At 40.3% G+C, this 21,516-nt stretch carries 19 protein-coding genes; 10 read left to right on the top strand and 9 right to left on the bottom strand.

Annotation, left to right across the window (positions count from 1 at the left end):
• Nucleotides 1–84: 84 nt before the first annotated feature.
• The 3 genes from MFF31_RS13065 to MFF31_RS13075 all read right to left on the bottom strand — a co-directional run bounded on the left by MFF31_RS13065 (nucleotide 85) and on the right by MFF31_RS13075 (nucleotide 2,300).
• Nucleotides 85–996: a DMT family transporter gene (locus MFF31_RS13065; RefSeq protein WP_238188398.1), complete on the bottom strand. Its 912-nt coding sequence runs from the start codon at nucleotides 994–996 to the stop codon at nucleotides 85–87.
• A 19-nt stretch (nucleotides 997–1,015) separates the two neighbouring features.
• Nucleotides 1,016–1,828 (bottom strand): 3'-5' exonuclease, encoded by an 813-nt coding sequence (locus MFF31_RS13070; RefSeq protein WP_238188399.1) that lies wholly within the window; start codon nucleotides 1,826–1,828, stop codon nucleotides 1,016–1,018.
• Nucleotides 1,829–2,000: 172 nt separating this feature from the next.
• On the bottom strand, nucleotides 2,001–2,300 hold the full coding sequence (locus MFF31_RS13075) for a DUF1648 domain-containing protein (protein ID WP_238188400.1): 300 nt from the start codon (nucleotides 2,298–2,300) through the stop codon (nucleotides 2,001–2,003).
• 120 nt (nucleotides 2,301–2,420) lie between these two features.
• Here MFF31_RS13075 and MFF31_RS13080 point away from each other — a divergent pair, with 120 nt between their 5' ends.
• A complete protein-coding gene (locus tag MFF31_RS13080; protein WP_238188401.1) occupies nucleotides 2,421–3,644 on the top strand; it encodes a multidrug effflux MFS transporter in 1,224 nt (407 codons plus the stop codon).
• Between the two features lie 186 nt (nucleotides 3,645–3,830).
• Here the strand turns inward: MFF31_RS13080 and MFF31_RS13085 are convergent, their stop codons facing one another.
• Nucleotides 3,831–4,505 (bottom strand): class I SAM-dependent methyltransferase, encoded by a 675-nt coding sequence (locus tag MFF31_RS13085; protein WP_238188402.1) that lies wholly within the window; start codon nucleotides 4,503–4,505, stop codon nucleotides 3,831–3,833.
• A 213-nt stretch (nucleotides 4,506–4,718) separates the two neighbouring features.
• Between MFF31_RS13085 and MFF31_RS13090 the strand changes: the two genes are divergently transcribed.
• Complete coding sequence (locus tag MFF31_RS13090; RefSeq protein WP_238188403.1) at nucleotides 4,719–5,387, top strand: bifunctional 2-keto-4-hydroxyglutarate aldolase/2-keto-3-deoxy-6-phosphogluconate aldolase; 669 nt, start codon at nucleotides 4,719–4,721, stop codon at nucleotides 5,385–5,387.
• Between the two features lie 180 nt (nucleotides 5,388–5,567).
• A complete protein-coding gene (fumC, locus tag MFF31_RS13095; RefSeq protein ID WP_238188404.1) occupies nucleotides 5,568–6,953 on the top strand; it encodes a class II fumarate hydratase in 1,386 nt (461 codons plus the stop codon).
• A 248-nt stretch (nucleotides 6,954–7,201) separates the two neighbouring features.
• On the opposite strand, the gene MFF31_RS13100 is transcribed toward fumC, so the two are convergent.
• The 3 genes from MFF31_RS13100 to MFF31_RS13110 all read right to left on the bottom strand — a co-directional run bounded on the left by MFF31_RS13100 (nucleotide 7,202) and on the right by MFF31_RS13110 (nucleotide 10,883).
• Complete coding sequence (locus MFF31_RS13100; protein ID WP_238188405.1) at nucleotides 7,202–9,013, bottom strand: ABC transporter ATP-binding protein; 1,812 nt, start codon at nucleotides 9,011–9,013, stop codon at nucleotides 7,202–7,204.
• Nucleotides 9,014–9,816: 803 nt separating this feature from the next.
• Nucleotides 9,817–10,374 carry a TlpA family protein disulfide reductase gene (locus MFF31_RS13105; protein ID WP_238188406.1) on the bottom strand — a complete coding sequence of 186 codons (558 nt, stop codon included), beginning with the start codon at nucleotides 10,372–10,374 and terminating at the stop codon, nucleotides 9,817–9,819.
• Nucleotides 10,375–10,379: 5 nt separating this feature from the next.
• On the bottom strand, nucleotides 10,380–10,883 hold the full coding sequence (locus tag MFF31_RS13110; RefSeq protein WP_238188407.1) for a MauE/DoxX family redox-associated membrane protein: 504 nt from the start codon (nucleotides 10,881–10,883) through the stop codon (nucleotides 10,380–10,382).
• 1,900 nt (nucleotides 10,884–12,783) lie between these two features.
• Between MFF31_RS13110 and MFF31_RS13115 the strand changes: the two genes are divergently transcribed.
• A complete protein-coding gene (locus tag MFF31_RS13115; RefSeq protein ID WP_238188408.1) occupies nucleotides 12,784–13,515 on the top strand; it encodes a hypothetical protein in 732 nt (243 codons plus the stop codon).
• Nucleotides 13,516–13,662: 147 nt separating this feature from the next.
• Here MFF31_RS13115 and MFF31_RS13120 read toward each other — a convergent pair whose 3' ends face one another.
• Nucleotides 13,663–14,034, bottom strand: a complete 372-nt coding sequence (locus tag MFF31_RS13120) for a winged helix-turn-helix transcriptional regulator (RefSeq protein ID WP_238188409.1) — start codon at nucleotides 14,032–14,034, stop codon at nucleotides 13,663–13,665.
• 210 nt (nucleotides 14,035–14,244) lie between these two features.
• Between MFF31_RS13120 and MFF31_RS13125 the strand changes: the two genes are divergently transcribed.
• Both MFF31_RS13125 and MFF31_RS13130 read left to right on the top strand, forming a co-directional pair.
• On the top strand, nucleotides 14,245–14,805 hold the full coding sequence (locus tag MFF31_RS13125; protein WP_238188410.1) for an NAD(P)H oxidoreductase: 561 nt from the start codon (nucleotides 14,245–14,247) through the stop codon (nucleotides 14,803–14,805).
• Between the two features lie 139 nt (nucleotides 14,806–14,944).
• Nucleotides 14,945–15,415, top strand: a complete 471-nt coding sequence (locus MFF31_RS13130; protein WP_238188411.1) for a hypothetical protein — start codon at nucleotides 14,945–14,947, stop codon at nucleotides 15,413–15,415.
• Between the two features lie 381 nt (nucleotides 15,416–15,796).
• On the opposite strand, the gene MFF31_RS13135 is transcribed toward MFF31_RS13130, so the two are convergent.
• Nucleotides 15,797–16,363: a guanylate kinase gene (locus MFF31_RS13135; RefSeq protein WP_238188412.1), complete on the bottom strand. Its 567-nt coding sequence runs from the start codon at nucleotides 16,361–16,363 to the stop codon at nucleotides 15,797–15,799.
• Between the two features lie 146 nt (nucleotides 16,364–16,509).
• Between MFF31_RS13135 and MFF31_RS13140 the strand changes: the two genes are divergently transcribed.
• The 4 genes from MFF31_RS13140 (at nucleotide 16,510) to MFF31_RS13155 (ending at nucleotide 21,431) form a co-directional block, all read left to right on the top strand.
• Entirely contained in the window at nucleotides 16,510–18,444 is a 1,935-nt protein-coding gene (locus MFF31_RS13140) for an ABC-F family ATP-binding cassette domain-containing protein (protein WP_238188413.1), read from the top strand.
• Between the two features lie 58 nt (nucleotides 18,445–18,502).
• Complete coding sequence (locus tag MFF31_RS13145; RefSeq protein WP_238188414.1) at nucleotides 18,503–19,138, top strand: fumarylacetoacetate hydrolase family protein; 636 nt, start codon at nucleotides 18,503–18,505, stop codon at nucleotides 19,136–19,138.
• Nucleotides 19,139–19,338: 200 nt separating this feature from the next.
• Complete coding sequence (locus MFF31_RS13150) at nucleotides 19,339–20,040, top strand: winged helix-turn-helix domain-containing protein (protein WP_238188415.1); 702 nt, start codon at nucleotides 19,339–19,341, stop codon at nucleotides 20,038–20,040.
• Between the two features lie 2 nt (nucleotides 20,041–20,042).
• Nucleotides 20,043–21,431: a sensor histidine kinase gene (locus tag MFF31_RS13155; protein WP_238188416.1), complete on the top strand. Its 1,389-nt coding sequence runs from the start codon at nucleotides 20,043–20,045 to the stop codon at nucleotides 21,429–21,431.
• The last annotated feature ends 85 nt before the right edge of the window (nucleotides 21,432–21,516 follow it).

Here is a 21,516-nt window from a genome sequence, read left to right on the forward strand (position 1 = left end):
TGCCCTTTGTAGGTAACACGTCCATTTTTATGAATATTCACAAAAAATTATACCTTTTACGACTTTCATTTGTCAAAACAAAGTTTAATTTACAGATAGAGTAGTAGTATTTTTTGGCTTGTCTGAACCATATCGAATGAACAGCCAAACCCCAAATAGAATGAACACGCCAGCTCCCAGTTGATAGCCGGTTAAAGATTCTTTAAGAAGTACCCAAGCAAGTAAGGAGGCGATAACGGGCTCCCCAAGGACAGCCATAGATACAGCAGTGGCATTCATATATTTAAGCAGCCAGTTAAACAGGTAATGGCCAAATAATGTTGGTACGATTGCTAGCAGCCAGAAGATGCCCCATTCGCTAGAGTCATAGCCTGTAAAAGCATTTCCTTTGATTACATTATAAATAGCTAAAGCAGTGGCAGCGATGGCAAATACCCAGAAGTTATAGGCGAAAGCGCCCATATTTTCTCGAAGGCCTTTACCGATAAGCATATGTATGGCAACTGCAATTGTCCCAAAAAAGGATAATATGTCACCAAGTAATGCTGTGCCAGACATAGTGAAATCGCCTGCTGCAATAACAATAGATCCAGTAATGGCGATTGCCATACCCAATAACATCATTTTGTTAGCCTTTATCTTATATATCCAATAGGAGCCCAGCATAACGAGGACAGGTTCAAGTGTAAGAATAACCGTCGAACTTGCGACCGTTGTATAGTTAAGCGATGCCATCCACAATAAGAAATGCAAGCCTAACATAACGCCGGAAGCGGTAATGAGTCCCCACTGACGAGGAGTTAAGCTAAATAATTCGCGCCGATATTTCCATACAAACGGTAGTAGTAATAGATTGGTTAAATAAAGTCTGTACATAGCTGTAACTGCGACATCCGCATCTGACCATTTGACAAAAATAGAGGAGAAGGAGATCGCAACAATTCCAATAATATATAATAGTTCATATCCGCTGAAGCTCTTCATGCTGCGATCCATCGACGCTTACTCTCCCGACTTATAATTGTGATGTTTCGTCTTTATCTGTGTTATTTACTTTAGCTGACTTAGAAGCAGGTTGCTCTTTCTTGACAAGCTCCGCTTCAAAATAGCTCTTCATCTCCGCTGCTTTCCGCGGATCATCCAAGGAAATCTTGTCTTTGAGTACATGTTCTACGTACGATTCCCATGTCGGTACTATTTTCTGAGAGCGCAGTAATCGGATCGCATTTTTAATTAATCTTCTTTCTTTCGCATTCGTGTACATATCTTTGTAGTGCTGCGTTTTTCCGAAATCGAGTTCTGCAAACACTGCTCTAAAAATATCCGCAGTCATACGAGCATCATCAAGTGCTCGATGGGCGGCACCTTCTGATGTAAGTCCTAATTCTTTAAGAGCGCCTTCAACGCTGACATCATTCGTTAGTCCTTTGACACGTAAAAAACCTTTAAGCAGATCGAAATAAGGGGTCTTCATCCAATAAGCATCATCAAGCTTATGCATGCGTGTGTCTAACACGATTCGTTTCATATCTTCGCCGCCCCAAGTAATAATGAGAGGATCTTCACTTCGACTCAGCCATGTTAAGAAATCGCCAATTACTTTTGGAAAGCTTGATGCAGTATCGATAGATTGTTGAGGGATACCCGTTTTTTTCTGTATAAAATGATTCAGCTTGGAGAAATAAACTGGCTTTACGAAAGCAGTAAATTCGTCAACAAGTTGAAGGGAGGCGTCTAATCGTGTCGCTCCAATTTCAATAACTTCCATCGGCAAATCACTTGCAAATTTACGTCCATTAAATTCAATATCCAATACAATATAGTCCAAGTAGATAACCTCCGGTATAAGACTCGCAACATCCATTCTAACAGATATTTGTCCAAATTGCGCATTATAGAATTCGTTAACGCGTTGGGACTTTTTAGGAAGGGAGTTAGTATGGTTTTGGAAAACGGAGGACGATAAGTAAATAGCCAGCTCTGTTCGGAGACTGGCTATTTTATGAGTTATATTTGCTTGAAGATAGTAGGCAACTTACTGGGTATGGTTTTTTGCGAATAAGGATTAGTCCTATATATAGAAGCAAACCTATTATAGGTAACAGAATAACAATATATTTGCTACCCCAGCCGTCAGCTTGACCAGTCGAATTGAAATGAATAGGAATACTTTGAGGCATGTCTGACCAGCACAGAAAGAAATAAACGGTTGATGCAACGATAGCTGCTATTCCTAATAGATCTAATAGAAGTTCACTTCTTGTTCGAGTTAGTTTAATAATGGGGCGTTCATTCATCATTTCACGGCTCCTCTAGATGAGAGATAGCGTACGTTAATAGTTGTCAGAATAGGTTTTCGGGGTTAGAATGATACTTAAGTTTTTTGAGCAGCTTTAATCAAGAAAGAAGGGTTCATCACGATGAGTACAACTAAGTCTATACCAAGCTCCAATGCTATCCCTCGTTCCAAAAGATTATGGATCGCCATTATTTTAGGAACAATCGCTAGTATAGGGCCGCTTTCTATCGATATGTATTTACCAGCATTGCCTGCTCTTGCAGGTGAACTTGGCGCTTCTGCTTCTATTACACAGTTAAGCTTAACTGCCTGTTTGCTTGGTATTGCGCTTGGACAATTAATTGTTGGTCCAATTAGTGATGTTCGTGGACGGAAAATGCCGCTCATTATCGGAATTTCCATCTATTCCATTGTATCACTTTTATGTGTTATTGCACCCACGATTTGGACTTTTATTGCGTTGCGTTTTGTACAGGGACTTGCAGGGGCGGCAGGCATCGTTATTGCCCGTGCTAGTGTGCGGGATTTATACTCTGGGGTTGAATTGACGAAGTTTTTTGCTTTGCTTATGTTAGTAAATGGTGCTGCGCCAATTCTTGCTCCGATACTAGGTGCAGAAATTTTGACTTTTACATCTTGGAGAGGTGTATTTGCAGTACTAAGTGTGTCCGGCTTGCTAATGCTTGCAGCAATTATATTCGGACTTAAGGAAACATTGCCTGTAGAGCGGCGTTCGCGCGGTGGAATTGGGAATACACTTCGAACTTTCCGCACGTTGGCTAGCGATTCCAAATTTATGGGTTATGCCATGACTTCAGGGTTTATGATGGCAGCTATGTTTGCTTACATATCGGGGTCATCCTTTGTACTGCAAGAAATGTATGGAGTATCTCCGCGTACGTATAGTTTCGTCTTTGGCTTGAATGGAATAGGGATTATATTGACTAGTCAAATAGCGGGGAAGCTAGCAGGACGCATCGAAGCGAGAAAGTTGCTAGGAGGCGGACTTACGATGGCGGCGACTGGTGCAATCATTTTGCTTATTGCAGCAGTACTGAAGCTTAGCTTGCCTATTGTCATTATTGCTTTTTTCTTAGTTGTATCCAGCATCGGCGTCATCTCGACAACGACAACTTCATTAGCATTGCAAGATCAAGGACAATCTGCGGGTAGTGCGTCTGCACTGCTTGGTATGCTTTCATTTATTTTCGGCGGGGCTGCTGCTCCATTAGTTGGCTTGGGCGGGGAAGCTACAGCAGTACCGTTAGCTATCGTAATTTTATTGCTCGTAAGTACTTCATTGGGTTGTTTTTTCTTCTTAACGAGGATGAAGCGAGGACACTAATCGCTAACTGATTGAATGGATTGTAGCTAATTGAATAAGATTGATGTTTAGATGAACAATTAGTGAGAACTGATGCAAGGAGAAGGAAGTACTCTCTTGCATCAGTTCTTTTGCGTTACATATAATGCTACTACGAGTGATGGGCGAATGTTAGCTCATGTTACTTATAGAGTTCATGTATCTGTATTACGTACGGGCAACAAAAACAGTGAATGCATACTGCTTATACACACAATCGACTTCCGGGAATCCGGCTTCACGCAGCCATTGTAGCTGTACTTCTAATGTTGCACTTTGATCCAGCGCTCTCCGTTTTTTGGAAGCATCAATTAAGGATTCTGCTAACCCGCTTGCGCGTACAGCTTGTTCCCATAATGCAAAATTTTCTTGTTCGATTGCGGCCGTAGCACCTAATGCTTGATCCGCGTTAACAAAAACTCCCCCCGGATTAAGATGTTGCACTATTTTTCGGAATAATATTTGCTTATCTTCATGGGATAGATGATGTATGGAAAGAGAAGAAACGATTGCGTCATATGTTGTGTCAAATGGGCATGCCACATAATCAGCTGTAATAAAAGTTGCATGCTCGTTGCCTGATAAACGTTGCTTTGCTTGCAATAGCATATCTTCACTGAAATCGATTAGGGTCATTCGTGCATCAGGAAATTTGTTCAGCATCATAGCAGAAAGAAGCCCTGTTCCTGCACCCAAATCTAGTATAGCGGGTGCGCTTTTGGTGATATTCGTCCATGTTACTGCCGCTCCGTAAAAGTCATTAAAACATGGTATTAAACTGCGACGCTGGATGTCATAATCCTTTGCACCTTGATCGAATAGATCCTTAACAACATTGTTCATATTAACTCCTCCTTTTCTATTTGTTCCATCTTATTCCATATACGATTATTAAGGAAATATATAAAACTTATATACTTTATAGTTTAAAACTATAAAAAGTTTCTTGTATATTAGGTGAACAGATTGAAGGGTGGTCCGAAAAAGTCTATAATGAGCCGTAGGTTAAGTACGATTACAAACAATTATTTTGAAGTAGGAAAGAGGGGTTCAAACATGAAGAAGCTTAAAATATTGCAGCAGTTAACTGAAGCAGGTGTTGTAGCTGTATTACGTGCTGATTCGGCAGAAGAAGTAGCAGATATGGCCCGCCATGCAATCAAGGGTGGAATTAAAGCGATTGAAATTACGATGACAGTACCATTTGCATTACGTGCAATTGAACAGCTATCCAAAGAATATTCAAGCGATGTGTCCCCAGACGCTCATAATTTTGCGATCATTGGCGTTGGAACTGTGTTAGATCCCGAGACTGCTCGTGCTGCAATTCTTGCAGGTGCAGAATATGTAGTATCTCCAACACTGAACCCCGAGACAATCAAACTTTGTAATCGATATGCAGTCCCTATTCTACCAGGTACGATGACGATTCTAGAAATTCAAACTGCACTTGAACTTGGGGTTGATGTGGTCAAGCTATTCCCAGGCAATCTATATTCGCCAAGTGTCATTCCTTCTATTAAAGGACCATTGCCTCAAGCGAATATTATGCCAACAGGCGGTGTCTCTCTTGATAATTTGAAAGATTGGATCAAAGCTGGCGCAGTTGCGGTTGGTATTGGTTCTGATCTAACAAAGGAAGCAGTGAAAACTGGCGATTTTACAATTATTGAGCAAAAAGCTGCTGCGTACATAGCTGCATACCGTGAGGCAACAGGTTCATAATTATTAACTCACAAACGATTTTTAATATATAGTTCATTGCCGCAGGTGCTAAGTCACCCAGTGGAGTCCGTTTATACTAATTTGTCTAGTACTGTCTTGCTTCTCGGAGCAATTAGCGTTATAACAGAAACAGGGTTGTTAGAATAGGACTAATATGATCGTAAAGGAGTCGTTACTTAAATGGAATACCGCATTGAGAAGGACACTATGGGAGAAATAAATGTTCCTGCGCACAGACTTTGGGGAGCACAAACGCAGCGCAGCCTACAAAACTTTAAAATTGGCGGCGAACGTATGCCGATTGAAGTAGTATATGGAATGGCGATTGTAAAGAAGGCTTCCGCATTTGCAAATCATAAGCTAGGTGTTTTGGATGAAGAAAAAGCGGTCATTATCGGTGAAGTAGTCGATGAAATTTTGAGCGGCAAATGGGATGACGAGTTTCCGCTAGTTGTATGGCAAACTGGTAGCGGTACTCAAACAAACATGAACGTAAATGAAGTTGTAGCTAATCGTTCTAACCAATTGCTTGCTGAACGTGGAAGCGCTGTCCGTGTTCATCCTAACGACGATGTCAATCGTTCACAAAGTTCCAATGATACATTCCCAGCTGCTATGCATATTGCAGGCGTTATCGCTGTCGAAGATCGCTTGATTCCAGCAATTGATGTACTGAATGGTACACTTCGTGCTAAAGCTGAGAAGTTCGCTGACCTTGTAAAGATCGGCCGTACACATCTTCAAGATGCAACACCAATTACACTCGGTCAAGAAATTAGCGGTTGGTATGCAATGCTCGACAAAACTCGTGCAATGATTATTCAAAGTGTAGATACAATGCGTGAGCTTGCGCTTGGCGGAACTGCTGTAGGAACAGGACTTAACGCACATCCTGACTATGCAGTAGCTGTAGCGGAAGAAGTAACGACTCTTACAGGCAAAACGTTTGTTACAGCAGCGAACAAATTCCACTCCCTAACCAGTCATGATCAAATGGTATATACGCATGGTGCGATCAAAGCATTAGCTGCTGATCTCATGAAGATCGCTAACGATGTGAGATGGCTTGCAAGCGGTCCACGTTGCGGCATCGGCGAAATTACGATTCCAGAAAACGAGCCGGGCAGCTCCATTATGCCAGGTAAAGTTAATCCTACACAAAGCGAAGCGCTAACGATGGCTGTTTGCCAAGTAATTGGTAACGATACAGCAATTAGTATGGCAGCGAGCCAAGGCAACTTTGAATTGAACGTGTTTAAGCCTGTTATTATGTACAACTTCATTCAGTCGCTTGCACTAATGGCAGACGCAATGATTTCGTTCAACGATAACTGTGCGATCGGTATTGAACCAAATGAAGAAGTGATTAAGCGCAACTTGGATCAATCACTTATGTTAGTAACAGCTCTTAACCCACATATCGGTTATGAGAACGCAGCAGCGATTGCTAAGAACGCTCATAAGAAGGGCCTGACGCTCAAGGAATCCGCTATTGCAAGCGGCTTACTTACGTCCGAGCAATTCGATGAGTTTGTTCGCCCGGAAAATATGATCGGAAGACGTTAATATATAATTGAAGCAATAGCAAGAGGATGTCTCAAAAAGTTATGACTTTTGGGACATCCTCTTTGTTTCATGTAAATGAAACATGAACGTATAGACCTTATCTATAATGACTAATGTAATGTTGCAATCCATTAAGTAAATGGTACTCTATAGGTGCACCAGAGAACGAATTTGAGGAAGGGAATCCTGAGGTCCGTTCACTCTTCGATGTTATTTTGCTAATGGCTAAACTAAGTATCTAATAATGGTTAAGATGCATACCGCTTTGCTTGAGTATGGAACATTTCGGCGTAAGCGCCTTTTGCAGCGAGCAATGACTCATGACTGCCTTCTTCAATAATTTCCCCGTGATGTAGCACGATGATTTTATCCGCATGTCTGCAACTGCTCAAACGATGGGAGATCATGATGGTCGTTTTTCCTTCGTAAAGGGTAGCGAAGTTATCATAGATTTCTGCTTCAGCTCTAGGATCAAGCGCTGCTGTTGGCTCGTCGAGAATAATGATTTGCGCATCTCGCATGAATGCTCGGCTTAGAGCTATCTTTTGCCATTGTCCTCCTGACAGCTCATGTCCATTATGGAACATCGCGCCAAGCTCCGTATCTAGACCTTTAGGCAGACGCCCGATTAATTCACCGACACCAGCTTTAGCGGCTGCAGCCTCAATATAAGCATCATCATTGATTTTGGGATGACCCATGGCAATATTTTCACGAACAGTTAATTGATAACTTTCAAAATCTTGAAATACAGCGGATACATTTTGACGCATGCTTTTTGGATCGATCGTACAGATGTCTACACCGTCGAACAAGATGGACCCTTGATCGGGTAAATAAAGCCCGAGCAAACACTTCGCAAGCGTACTTTTGCCTGCGCCATTCTCGCCAACAATAGCGATTTTCTCCCCTGGAGAGATGGTGAAGCTTAATCCTTTTAACTGAGGAGTTGTATGCGTTGCGTACGTGAAAGATAAGTTTTTCACTTCTATTTTTGAACTTAATTTTTCAGGGAACTGTTGATCTCGATCCTTCGAGTTTTCCTCGTCTAAATCAAGGAAGTGCAACACCTCATTAATAAAGAGGCTTTCTTCGTAAATGGCTGCAATCGAGTACCCTAATCCAGAAATAATTGACTGAATATGCTGGAGAGCTTGTGTTAATGAGACATAATGGCCGATCGTTAATGCACCGGTAGAACCAAATATTATGAGTACAATAATAACCCCGATATCTAACGCCACTTGGGAAACTTCTACAAGTAGCAGTCTACTGTCGGTTCGTTTGCGCAGTTCGTATTGTTCGTTAGCAGTTTTCCAGAATACACTTTTCCATTTGAAGGTCAAATAAGAGACAAAATCATAGATTCTTGCTTCTTTAGCCGAGCTGCGACTATGTAGAATGCCAAGCAAATAATGAACTTTTCGTTGTTCTGGTGTTTGAGACATTGCTTGTTGATATTTTTGCTTACCGAAATATGCATTCACCAGTATGTTGGGAATTATCATACTTAAGACGATGGCGGCCAATATCCAATGGAAAGACAATAATATAAATATGAGTCCGACTAAAGTTATTATATTGGAACCAATGGTCATTATTAGATTGACTAAGTTAAAGCCTTTAACATCTACACCAAATGCAGCTCGCTCCAATTGATCATAATAGTCGGGGCGATCGAAGTAACTTAACGGTAATTGAGAAGCTTTGTTGATTAATAATTGTTCAAAATAAAACTTCAATTTCTGTTGTGTTCGAAATCCGATGACAGAATCTAAATAACTGCAAACACGATTGGCGATTAGAATTAACGCTTGCAACGACAGGATGGTATAAACGTTAGTGGGGACACCTTGCTGTTTTGTGAATATTGAGGTTACTAAATCAACCAGTTCTTTAACAATGTAAATCTGGGCTACTGGAAGTAAAGCAGTAATGATTTTGAGCAGAATAAGAAGGATGGTTGCACCAGGGATAATTTTAAGCATAAGCGGCATGAACCGGATAAATACGCTAAAAACAACCCTGTTTTTGTCCGAAATTAAGTTATTTATCTGCATGTGAGCTCACCTTCATTATATAATAAAGAGGAGAGCGCTGAACGCTCTCCTCTTTTGAATGGACTAGCAACCGCATCTTTCTTCATATTCGTATCTACATTTTTCTCCAGCGTACCAATAAGTTACTTTCACCATATGAGTATCCGCAGCGCAACGTTGAGCATAGCAGTAATTTCCAGCAGGATTGCATGCCATAATTTTCACCTACTTTCTGTTATTGGTTTATAAAAAAATGTATTGAAAATTTTATATCTAGGGGAAGTTGCTTAGCAACCGCATCTTGATTCAGATTCATATCTACACTTTTCTCCAGCGAACCAATAAGTAACTTTCACCATATGAGTATCCGCAGCGCAACGTTGAGCATAACAGTAATCTCCAGCAGGATTGCATGCCATAATCTTTCACCTACTTTCTGTTATTGGTTTATAAAAAAATGTATTGAAAATTTTATATCTAGGGGAAGTTGCTTAGCAACCGCATCTTGATTCAGATTCATATCTACACTTTTCTCCGGCGAACCAATAAGTAACTTTCACCATATGAGTATCCGCAGCGCAACGTTGAGCATAACAGTAATCTCCAGCAGGATTGCATGCCATAATCTTTCACCTCCTTTCAATTGGTCAGGAGCATAGATAATTTAAAGAAAATAGCTTAGAAACCACATGCGAATTCAGTGATTGAATTACTATTAATATTGCACCATGTGAAGCGTCTTACCTCATGAGAGATTGTAGTACAACGTCGAGAATCGCAATTGCCGCTACAAGAGCATGCCATAGTTCCACCTCCTTTCCGAATTATGAAGCTTTTGGAACAACAGTTCGAGCAATAAGAGCGTTTAACGTTTCTCTGCGCTGCACGACACTTTTAGCAATAACCTCTCCTTTAGGAGATAGATAATAGACAAACGGGAAGATACCAGTTTCGTACGAAGCGGCTGTATCGATTGTTGTTACTGGAACGGTTAGTTCATATTGATTAATAATTTCTTTCACCTCAGGCTGCTGACCGATCATTAGAATAAGTGATTGGAAATGTGGGTTTTGTTGATGGAATCTTTCTAATATCGGATATAGCTCTTTGCAAGAACTGCATGTTGCGTCTGTAAAAGCGATCAAAAATCCATGTTTTTGTTTATCGAGGTGTTGTAAATCGATAAAGCCTTTGTTAACGGTTTCAAATTGAAACTGAGGAAATAATGCTCTTTGGGGAATCCCATGATCTTCTTCAATAAGATGATGGGCATCCTCGGATTGTACTTTAGATTGCAATTTTCTCCCAAGCTGAATGATGAAGTAGGATTGAAGTGCTATTATCGCCCACAAAAAAGCATAGGATAGATTGAATAGAGTCATAGAACTTATGAGCCTCCCTCTAGCAATAGTTTTCTATTTTTCAACATTAAGTACATATTCAATAAACCAATGGTGATACCGATGCAGCTGATAGTTTCGGTTAGATTCACTGAAGCCAATGATGAAGAGTGATCAACGAAAAGTCCGATTAATGTTAGCAGCAAGAGCGGTGTAATCTTCCACATTGTCCCCCAGCCAAGCTTTTCTTCGCTAGATTTCCCGAAGCAATTGCAGCTTACATTCAAATTTTTATAAATAGCGAGTCCAGCAACCGCATAAAAAGAAAGGAACAACAGCATTGCGGCAATCTGACCAATTAATCTGGTGTAATCAACAACAAGCATCGCTGCTATAATTCCCTCAGTCGCTACTACGATCCAAGTGAAAAACAGTGGAAACTTCAGTTGTTCAATTGTTGTTTTAAAATCAGGATAAGCTGCAATTTTGGCAACAAACGAGTAGAGCAATAAAGTAGCTAGTGCAACTGATACGACTAAATTAACATCCATAAACATCCTCCCAACGCTTATTATTTAGATTTTGTTGAATTAGCTCGTGAACATGATTTTGATAGCTAACTTTGATGGTATCGCAATATTAAAACTCATATAAATCTATTTATGTAAAATATAAACAAATAAAATTACACAAAAAAGCCATGTATCAATAACGATCAAAAAATGCATTATAGAATTCAAAAGGAAGTTGTTGGATTTAAAAAGGTAAGTTGATTTTGGTTATTTTATGTCGCAGTTGGAACCTTATGAACAAAAGATTCAAAGGAGTTTTTGTCATATTATGTATACGAAGAGGTAGTTTTATGTCTTGGAATGCCCAAGCAAAGTGTGTAGTAGTTCCTTGAAGGTAAAAGCAGTGGAGAGTGATGAAGTGTAGAACGACGCATGTTCTAGATCTGAGTTCCATGCTCGTATAGCGCTGAATAATGAATAATCGTGGATTAGTGGATAGTATGCAAGTTGATACGGCAAAATTATACTATATCCACTGCTCGTCTGTAGTTAAAATGATTCTACCAAGTATTTCAATTATTAGCAATATCTATTAATAATTGTTATCGATAGATTTCTTATATTGAATAATATGACATCTTGTCCGGTGTTTGTCAAGTTGATTACAATGCGACTATTGCACCAATTTACCAAGCGAAAACACACTGATCCTATGGTCATGAAATCAGTGTGTTTGCTTAAGAGTTTTAAGTTTGATAGAAAAGCAAGAACAAGATAGTTGAGCAAAAGCGGTTCCTCAACAAAGGGAAGATGCCCACAGACTTGCATAATGGCGCAGTATGAGAGTTATATGTTTTATTGTAAAGCTCTGATGCCTTCATGTTGTATGAATGTTCGTGATGGAATGTTATAAAATGCGTTAACAATTGATTATCTCGTAGTTTGTTTAAGGCTCTAGTCCTATTATCCGTAGAGAAATTAGGGGGGGATGCAAAAATTGTCGAGATTCTTACGTTCTTTAGATTAATATTTCTTGCTATTTTCTATTTGGCGCCTGCTAGTTTAGCTTATTTGTCTTAGTTCATTGAATCAATTTTATAATTCCAAAGCCTAACAAGGCTTGCGAATTTAAGGTGTGAAAAAAGGAGTAATTCCCTAAAACTCGAAGTGTTTTGCTATAATATGCTCGGAAGATGATAATTTATTGTGGTACATTTAGACTCAGTTGAAGCCTGTTTATAGGTATTGACTGGGTTTATTTATTGTTTTGCTAGATGTAAATTCTATTCCATGACAATTACATTTTTTTATAATATTTCATGTTTTAATAGAGCCCAAATAAGAGAAAGATGTGATAATGTGATGAAAAAGAGCGAGGTTAATAGGACATGGGATTCCGAACCCATAATTAGAGTTAAATGTGCGTTGAAATAAAACGAGTGACTTACCATTGTTATGAAATTCAATGGTATTTTTTACATCTATCTTTGCATTTTGAAAAGCGTACTCCAATGTCTTTGATTTATTGAGCATAAATGAAGAAAATCCGATAAAGCACAGAATAAGTAATTCACCAATTACAATTTTAGCTTTCATAATGTTTCTCCTTTATTACGAAATATTCATTTCGATACAGATGATTCGCTCGTCTATTAAACATCCGATGATAGCAGGAATACGCAACTGCTGATCCGTTGCATAGAAATGGATGGGTACACAATTGATCCCCTATGATAGCAAGATATTTGAATCATGGATTATAATTTCCGTACATATGAGTTCGACAATACAAGCTTAAACCCTTGTGAAAACTGGATTTTTTAGTTTAGAAAGAACAATAAAAAATTATCCAAATAAAATATAGAAATACTTATCTGAACAAAATATTATATGAGAGAGTGTAGGGAATATGAAGTAAAAATGTTGTGAATGAAGCTGTTTGGAAAAATTGCATCTAGTAGCTATTGAAAGGTTTCTATATAAACTCATAATTATTTCACTAGTAGATAAGGACGCTATTTTGCAGTCCCCATATTTTAAAAATAAAAAGGGGGTGACATCATTACTGCTCTTAATAAGAATTATATGGATAGTAGCTATTTTAATTAATCTATCCGCCGTTATTTGGTTTGTCTTTGGAACGACAGCAAATTTTCAACGAGGAATAGATTTAGTATCAAACGTGATTTTTGCCTATTTTGGAATACCATCAATAATGTTAATCGCTTCATCAATAATTTTACTTTTCAAAGGATGGATTCCTTCATCTCCATGGAGAATAGTTGCTGTTTCTATAATGATTTTATGTATGCTCTCCTTAAGTCCAATATTGTTTAAGTACGTAGACACTGGCGGATGGTTAGAAGAGGAGGTTACAACTGACTCATTACAAATTACATCGGATAATACTTATGAATATCAACTTGAGTTAATTAACTTATTTCAAAAGAATAGTCATGCTCGTCTATATCTTAAAAGTACTTCAACGGATGAAGAAATACGTATTCCATTAAACATACCTGTAAAAGAGATTGTTGTTCTGTTCGTAGAGGAGAATTATCATTTGAGTATGTTGGAAGCAACATCAGAGGCAGATATATACATATTGCACCCGACGTCCAAATTACCCTTTCCTGATGAAGTTTATAAAATTGATAGCGCTAGGTGTTAGCAATTCTTTATTCGTACTGACGTATATTTCACTCGCCTCAGTCCAAATCAAAACGGATAGGGACGATCAAGTTACATTCCGGATCATATAACGAAAAACGGCGAGCATATTCAATGCGAGCCGCTTTTTTATAATGTAATGAAGGTGTTACATACGCTCATAGGTATCGTCCGAATAGTATACCTCCAGGATGGTCGATCTGTCTCCATACACTTTGTCCAAGTGCCTTTCTCCCCATAAGCACAAGTTGTCCAGCACCGTTTTCAAGCTCAAACCGTATTCGCTAATCTCATACTCCACTTTAGGAGGGATTTCATGGTAGAGGATGCGGTTAATAATGCCATCCTTTTCGAGCTCGCGAAGTTGCTGCGTCAACATTTTTTGGGTAATATCGGGGATTAATCTTCTGAGCTCATTGGTTCGCTTTTTCCCGCTTATCAAATGGAATAGTATGATGCTTTTCCACTTTCCACCGACGACTTCCAGAGCGGCTTCCATACCATTGCGATATTTCTTCATAACAAAACCACTCCTTCCTTCCAAAGTAATTCAATCAGTATAAAAATGATACTACGGAACTTAAAAGTAGCTACTGCACTTTAAAGTGCGTACTTATCAGAATAATTTATATCATACATAATAACAACTGTAACCGGCCATTGACTATTTTTTCGAAAGGTTATCCATAGATGCCGCCGGGAATATGATATAAAGGAAGGTCGTTAACCAATGAAAACGCTTGTTACTGTATCTCATCCGCGACAAAACTCACTTACGCACGCTGTAATGAACCGTTTTATAGAAGGCTTAGAACAAAACAACCACGAAGTCGATATGTTGGACTTGCACTACGACGGATTCAATCCTGTATATACGGCTGAAGATGAAAAAGATTGGATAAATCCAAACAAAAACTATCCTCCCGTGATTCGCAAAGAAATGGACAGAATTCTTTCAGCGGACACGCTCGTTTTTGTGTTCCCGTTATGGCAGTACAACGTTCCTTCGATGCTTAAAGGTTATTTGGACAAAGTATGGAACTTAGGTTTGTTCGGGAAGATCGGGGAGAAAAAAGTGTTGTGGATTTGCCTTACTGGCGGGGATCAAGAGCATATGAAAAAATATAAGCGCGACGAGACATTGTCACACTATCTCAATGTACTGCTTGCTGGTTACGCCCAAGTAAAAGAATCACGAGTTGAATTGCTATGCGATACCCTTTCTGAATCCAAGGAGCATATTGAGAGTTTGCTGGAACGTGCATATCAGCTCGGACGTGAGTACAAATAATGAGATAGAGGAGCGTAACTTTATAACCCTATTAATCGCGAGGAATATTAGTAAAAATCAGCAAATTACTCTAAAAAATAGTAATGTCTAATGGTATACTATTTGTGCAAAACAAAATATTTCTAGGAGGTTGGTTGATGTGAGAAATTTACAACAATTTTCTGCTAGGAGGCTGGTTGATGTTTTGAGTTTGCGCAGAGGGACATGGACAAGAATCTATTTGTTGCTTTTGGTGCTAGTATTTATGATTCCGTTATCAGCGGCAAACGCAGTGGGAGAGTCGCAGGTAAGTCCTAAAGCCGGGGATGGAGTGTGGAACTGGATTGGGGAAGACCAGCTAACTAGGCTAGGGCCCAATTATTATGTAAGTGCGCCTACTGTGAATTCTACTGGAGGAGATTTTAGGGTTTGTTCAACCGTACATGATTATTATACGTTATATGAAGCCGATTCTGTACCTAATGCTCCTGATTTAGTATGGACTGAACGTACGGGCAGCAATAAGTGTGCGGTATGGCGAGGGATCGGGGGTTTTGTGGACGGGGACAATAGAAAGGCTGAGTTTTATATCATTGGATCTAAATCGGCATACGTATGGTTTTATGATTAATTTGGAACAGCTAGCGAGACTTTGAGGGGGATAGGGAAATTTCTATCTTCCTTTTTTTATTAGTATTCATTGTAAGGGTATTAAATAAGGGACTCATTCTCTGTCTTTTTTGTTGGGCAATAGTTAAGAAAATAGAGCCGTTCGCATTTGCGACGGCTCTTCATGAAGGAAGTTTAGTTCCTATGGAATATGAAGACTTCTATAATAAGCATGGAAAGGCGAGATTATTTCAAAAGAATAGTCACGCTCGTCTTTATCTAAAAAGTACTTCAACAGATGTAGAAATACGTATATGAATAGACATACCAGTAAAAGAGATTGTATTGCTTTTCGTAGAGAAGAATAATCATTGGATTAGGGACCGAATGTAATCCTATTTTATCAATTGTTACTCTTATAGCTCTGCACAATCTCCCTAATCTTCTCAACTGTCTTTTCCAAATTCACATTCTCCAGCACATGTTCACAACTCTTGCGATACGTTACTTCTTCACTGTAATGATCGAGGTAACTATCAATTATTTCATAGGGAGTTCCCTTAGATTCTAGACGTTCACGTACGGTGTTCTTATCCACATACAGAAAAATACGGATAACTCGATCCCCATAAAGCGCACGAATTTTGTCTGCTCCTTCTCGATTAAGAATCATATAGACGTCATTGCCCTCGTTTAACGTTGCATCGAGAATACGCCTTCCAATGCCATAACGATAATGATCAATCCGAACATCTTCTGCGAAAAAATGATTGACATACATGAGCTCGAATTGGGCTGGACTTACATATCTGTAGTCGCTGTCTGGATGTTCTTTGCTTCGCGGAGGTCTGTCGGTACAAGAAGGAATATGGATAATGTCACTGTTCTTTAATGCTGTGTGTGCGGCTGTTTTGCGGCCTGAGCCGCTCGTTCCGGTGAACACGAATAATTTAGGGGATGAATTAGACATAATGGCTCGCTCCCTTCTTTGATATTTATATCGGTATGGAGTGGCCTCTTCATTATGGCAACGTCGTGCGGAAGCAAACCGTTCTATGCTATGATAAAGATGGCCGTGCAAGCGGCACTATCTTATAACAAAAGTAGGTCTGGACGATGCACTTATTATCGGTTGAACATATAACAAAAAGCTATGGCGAAAAGATGTTGTTTGAAGATGTTACCTTCGGTTTAGAAGACGGTGACAAGATTGGTATTATCGGCGTTAACGGTACAGGAAAGTCGACTTTTCTAAAAGTTATCGCGGGCATGGAGCAAGCTGATTCAGGTACAATTTCGATAGGTGGACGAGTCATTGTGCGCATGCTGGCACAGGACCCGACTTTCCAGCCGAATGAGACTGCGCTTGAGCATGTACTAGGAGGAAATTCACCGCAGCTCAGAGCTGTACAAGCATATGCGGCTGCGATGGAAGCTATCGAGCTGAACCCAACGAGCGAGCAAGCGCAAACAGAACTTATTAAAGCGAATCAGCTTATGGATGAGTTTGATGCTTGGCAATTGGAGAACGAAGCGAAGACTGCATTATCGAAGCTTGGGATCTATGAGTATGAGGCGAAGGTTGATACGTTGTCTGGTGGACAACGTAAACGTGTTGCGATGGCAGCGGCACTGCTTTTACCATCAGATGTACTTATATTGGACGAGCCTACGAACCATATCGATAATGATTCGGTTGCATGGCTAGAAGGTATGTTGCAGAAGCGACGTGGAGCATTGCTCATGATTACGCATGATCGTTACTTCCTAGATCGTGTAAGTAACCGTATTATCGAACTGGACCGTGGACAAGCCCATTTCTATCAAGCAAATTATAGCCGATTCATAGAATTAAAGCTTGAACGCGAAGAACGGGAGTCAGCGACAGAGTCGAAGCGTCAAAACTTGCTTCGTACAGAGTTGGCTTGGATAAGACGTGGGGCAAAAGCGAGAACGACGAAACAGAAAGCTCGTATCGACCGCTTCGAAGCGCTTAAGGCAGCAGGTCCTAAAGGTACTGACGGCAAGCTGGATTTGTCCGTCGCTTCGTCGAGACTGGGCAAAAAGATTGTGGAAGTGGAAGAGATTTCTAAGAGCTACGGAGATCGGACACTCATTCACAATTTCAGCTACATTGCTGTTCCAGAGGATCGGGTGGGCATCGTTGGGCGTAACGGCAGTGGTAAGTCAACACTTCTTCATCTAATTGCAGGGAAGTTAACTCCTGATGGAGGAACAGTAGATATTGGTCCGACAGTTAAGTTAGGCTGGTTCTCGCAGGAGCGGGAAGAGATGAATGAATCACTTCGTGTCATCGAGTATATTCGCGAAGGAGCCGAACAAGTGAAGACGGCGGATGGTTCGTTAATATCTGCTGGTCAAATGTTAGAGAGATTCCTATTCTCGCCAACGATGCAATGGACGCCTATAGCTAAGCTATCTGGTGGAGAGAAAAGAAGATTGCAATTGCTAAGAGTTTTAATGAATGCGCCTAACGTGTTGCTTTTGGATGAGCCTACGAATGATCTCGATATTGCAACTCTTACAGTACTTGAAGATTATTTAGACGATTTTCCAGGGGTAGTGTTTGTTGTTTCCCATGACCGCTACTTCTTAGATCGAACGGTTGAGAAGATCATCGCTTTCGAAGGTGACAGCGTTATTACCCATCATACGGGTAACTATTCCGATTATCAGGCTGCTACGGAGAAGAAGGAAAAAGCTGCATCTGCCGCAACTGCCAATGCTGTCACTCATGCAAACAAGGGTGCTGTCTCTGCTGAAGTGAAGCCGCAGGCTAAAGAAAGATTGCTGAAAATGTCCTATAAGGAACAAAAGGATTTTGATGAAATTGATGGTTGGATTGCGAAAGCTGAGGATGAGCTTAGCGCTATTTCTAGCGCAATGGAAGCAGCAAGCAGCGATTCTGCTAAGCTCCAAGAACTTTCAATCAAACAGCAGGAGCAGGAAGAAAAGTTGGAGTCACTTATGGAGCGCTGGACTGAGCTTAATGAACTTGCAGAGCGCATCGCTGCCCAAAAACAAGGATAATACAAATATCGCTTAATCTACACGTAAGCAAAAAAACAGTAAAGGCGGTCTCCCATACATGTTCAATAATCGTGATGTAGTAAATATTTATTGCATTGGACGCAACTATCGCTTGCACGCACTTGAATTAGGAAATGAAGTACCTGAGGAACCATTAGTATTCACGAAGCCTTCGCATTCAATAACGGAGATGGCTGGTGGTGTGATTACATTGCCCGGAACTGTAGGCGAAGTGCATTTTGAACTGGAGATCGTACTTAAAATTAGTGATTCTTATAAGCCTGGAGCGCCAATCAATGATTGCATTGATGCTATTACACTTGGACTTGATCTTACACTCCGAGATGTACAATCGAAGTTGAAGGCTAAGGGGCAGCCATGGTTACCAGCTAAGGGGTTTAAGCAGTCTGCACCGCTAGGAACATGGATACCTTTTCCTGGTGAAGCAGAGCTTGCTAGTGTAGAATTTTCACTCAGACGAAATGGTGAAACTGCTCAAATTGGTTGCTCGAAGGATATGTTGTTTGGCGTTACTGAGCTTGTGAATCATATCGAAGCAAACTATGGTCTTGGACCTGGCGATATTATATTCACAGGTACCCCAGCAGGCGTAGCTGCGCTTGAAGATGGCGATTTACTAGAAGCCTATTGGGGCGAGCAGAAGCTAGGAAGTTGTAATGTGAAGCTAGTGTAAAAACAATGACGCACAGTTTCTTAATAATAGATAGCAATTATAAATGAAGTACAAAAAGGTCGTATCGAGAGCAACAATCTCATACGGCCTTTTTATTATTTTGCTGTAACTTACTTAAACCACTATACAGAGTTGAAGATAATGACAGCTTACATGAAGTGTGTAATAATTTACCTGTTCGATAAAAGGGGGTTCGATTGTTGGTCATTGTATGGGTTGAAGATGAGTCCGCTTTGCTAACAGAGTGTGCAGATTATTTGTGCAGGGAGTCTATTAATGTGCTGGGAGCTTCGACATTCGAAGAAGCAGAAGCATTAATCGAGCGCTCTCGACCTGACCTTCTGCTTGTGGATTGGATGTTGGGAGATAAAGTTAGCGGTATTGATATATGCAAATATAACGAAAAAACATGGCAGTTACCTATTATTATGGTAACAGCTAGAGGTGACGAGTTTGATAAAGTGTTGGCATTGGAGTTGGGAGCGGATGATTATTTGACAAAGCCGTTTGGTCTTCGAGAATTAAGTGCTCGCATTAAGGCAGTTATGCGTAGAGTGACGAAGCATGAACCGGTAACACCAGAGCAGAGACAAGCTGATTGCATAACGAGGGGAACTCTTAGGCTAGATAAGATAAAGTTCACAGTGGAAAAGAGCGGAGTCCGAATTGACCTTACACGTACGGAGTTTCTACTGCTATGGAAGCTTGCTTCACACCCGGGACGTGTGTTTTCACGTACACATTTAATGGATGAAGCGCTTGGAGAGGGCTTTTTGGGTTATGAGCGGACAATGGATTCACATATTCGTAACTTGAGAAGGAAGCTAGAGGATCAACAATCAGAGCGACCATATATACATACAGTGTACGGAGTAGGCTATCGATTTACCGAGGAGGTATGACGATGGTTCCCATTGTTACTCAGAAGAAGAAGAAAGAAGGAGCGTCTATTACTTTTTCTAAACATTCGTTGCTTATTGTCGTCAGTGTGGCTTCATCCTTTTTTGTTTTTTTCGGCATCCAGTATTGGCAGCAGCAGTCGGTGCAGAGGGAGTTGATACGCGCCGAGCTGTTCTGGAATGGTTATGCGAAGCTATATGTAGAAGCTAATGGAAACTGGGATGGATTTACTGAGCAACTGGAACGAGATCGTTATATGTATGCAGGTGATCCTTCATTATCTCTTTATTTCTATCGTGGAGAAATGGGAGAGGATTTAATTGCATCCACTAAAGAAAATGAAGGGTCCTCTAAAACGCGAAAAATAGCTGTTTTGTCACAAGAAGCCGTTATTGGATATACGGAGGTTCGTTTAGAACGCTCTATCGATTCTATAATCTATGCTTCTGTTGCGACCGGAGCTTTCATTTATTTAATAGTGCTGTGGTTAATATCACGTAATAGAAAAAATAGTGCAAAGCAGCAGTATATAACTTCACTTTCTTTATTGCGAGAAATGAATCAAACGGAGAACCTTTCGCATCTTTCTGAAATAGAAGTTGGAAGTATGTCTATTACTCAATTAGCGACAATGCAAGAACGGGCTCAATCTGCACATGCTGCGGTAATAGCCAAAATAAGAGAAATGGCTAGCAAAATAGAGAAGTTGGAAACGGTACGACAAACAATGGTTGCAGATATTGCTCATGAACTTCGAACGCCAATTGCCATTATGAGAACACAACTAGATAGTGCAATTGGGCTTGAAATGCCGCTTTCCATGACGAAGATGCTAACCTTGCATGATGAGACCCTTCGACTAACTCGGCTTGTACATGATTTACAGGAGTTGTCATTAGCTGAAAGTGGCAACCTTCCATTGTTCAAAAGTTGGTTTTCGTTGTCTGAGTTGGCTGAAGAGGTGTTGGAAATATTATCAGTGGAGGGGGAGGAACGTAACATTCGAACGGAATGGACGAGCTTTCCTCAAGTTCGACTATATGCGGATAGGAATCGAATAAAGGGTGTTCTTATCAACTTGATAGGGAATGCCTTCCATTATACTCGGAGTTTCGTAAGTGTCACTGTTAGGCTCAATGAACATAATAATGCGGAGTTTTTAGTAGTTGATGATGGATGGGGGATCGAGGAAGAAGATCTTGCGAAAGTGTTTGAACGATTTTATCGAGGGAAAGTGAATGGTACTCGAAAAGGCCGAGCAGCAGGTCTTGGTCTCGGACTTGCTATTGTGAAGGAGATTGTTACAGTACATGGTGGTACTGTAAGTGTGGATAGTGTTATAAATACAGGAACGACTTTTCAGGTAATTATTCCTATTATGCACGAACGATAAATCTGCACAAGTTTTGCATATTTGCTCCATTAAGAATCCATATCGTTCTGCTAGATTAGAGTTATCCAGTAGAACTAGAGGTGAA

The organism is Paenibacillus sp. L3-i20 (assembly GCF_022180385.2).
Lineage (GTDB): Bacteria > Bacillota > Bacilli > Paenibacillales > Paenibacillaceae > Pristimantibacillus.

Bases quoted from the DNA above. Each gene is read 5' to 3' on its own strand.
- MFF31_RS13085 (WP_238188402.1), bottom strand. From the start codon at position 4,505: ATGAACAATGTTGTTAAGGATCTATTCGATCAAGGTGCAAAGGATTAT.
- fumC (WP_238188404.1), top strand. From the start codon at position 5,568: ATGGAATACCGCATTGAGAAGGACACTATGGGAGAAATAAATGTTCCT.
- MFF31_RS13135 (WP_238188412.1), bottom strand. From the start codon at position 16,363: ATGTCTAATTCATCCCCTAAATTATTCGTGTTCACCGGAACGAGCGGC.
- MFF31_RS13155 (WP_238188416.1), top strand. From the start codon at position 20,043: ATGGTTCCCATTGTTACTCAGAAGAAGAAGAAAGAAGGAGCGTCTATT.
- MFF31_RS13105 (WP_238188406.1), bottom strand. From the start codon at position 10,374: ATGACTCTATTCAATCTATCCTATGCTTTTTTGTGGGCGATAATAGCA.
- MFF31_RS13065 (WP_238188398.1), bottom strand. From the start codon at position 996: ATGGATCGCAGCATGAAGAGCTTCAGCGGATATGAACTATTATATATT.
- MFF31_RS13090 (WP_238188403.1), top strand. From the start codon at position 4,719: ATGAAGAAGCTTAAAATATTGCAGCAGTTAACTGAAGCAGGTGTTGTA.
- MFF31_RS13120 (WP_238188409.1), bottom strand. From the start codon at position 14,034: ATGAAGAAATATCGCAATGGTATGGAAGCCGCTCTGGAAGTCGTCGGT.
- MFF31_RS13110 (WP_238188407.1), bottom strand. From the start codon at position 10,883: ATGGATGTTAATTTAGTCGTATCAGTTGCACTAGCTACTTTATTGCTC.
- MFF31_RS13100 (WP_238188405.1), bottom strand. From the start codon at position 9,013: ATGCAGATAAATAACTTAATTTCGGACAAAAACAGGGTTGTTTTTAGC.
- MFF31_RS13075 (WP_238188400.1), bottom strand. From the start codon at position 2,300: ATGATGAATGAACGCCCCATTATTAAACTAACTCGAACAAGAAGTGAA.
- MFF31_RS13080 (WP_238188401.1), top strand. From the start codon at position 2,421: ATGAGTACAACTAAGTCTATACCAAGCTCCAATGCTATCCCTCGTTCC.
- MFF31_RS13140 (WP_238188413.1), top strand. From the start codon at position 16,510: ATGCACTTATTATCGGTTGAACATATAACAAAAAGCTATGGCGAAAAG.
- MFF31_RS13145 (WP_238188414.1), top strand. From the start codon at position 18,503: ATGTTCAATAATCGTGATGTAGTAAATATTTATTGCATTGGACGCAAC.
- MFF31_RS13125 (WP_238188410.1), top strand. From the start codon at position 14,245: ATGAAAACGCTTGTTACTGTATCTCATCCGCGACAAAACTCACTTACG.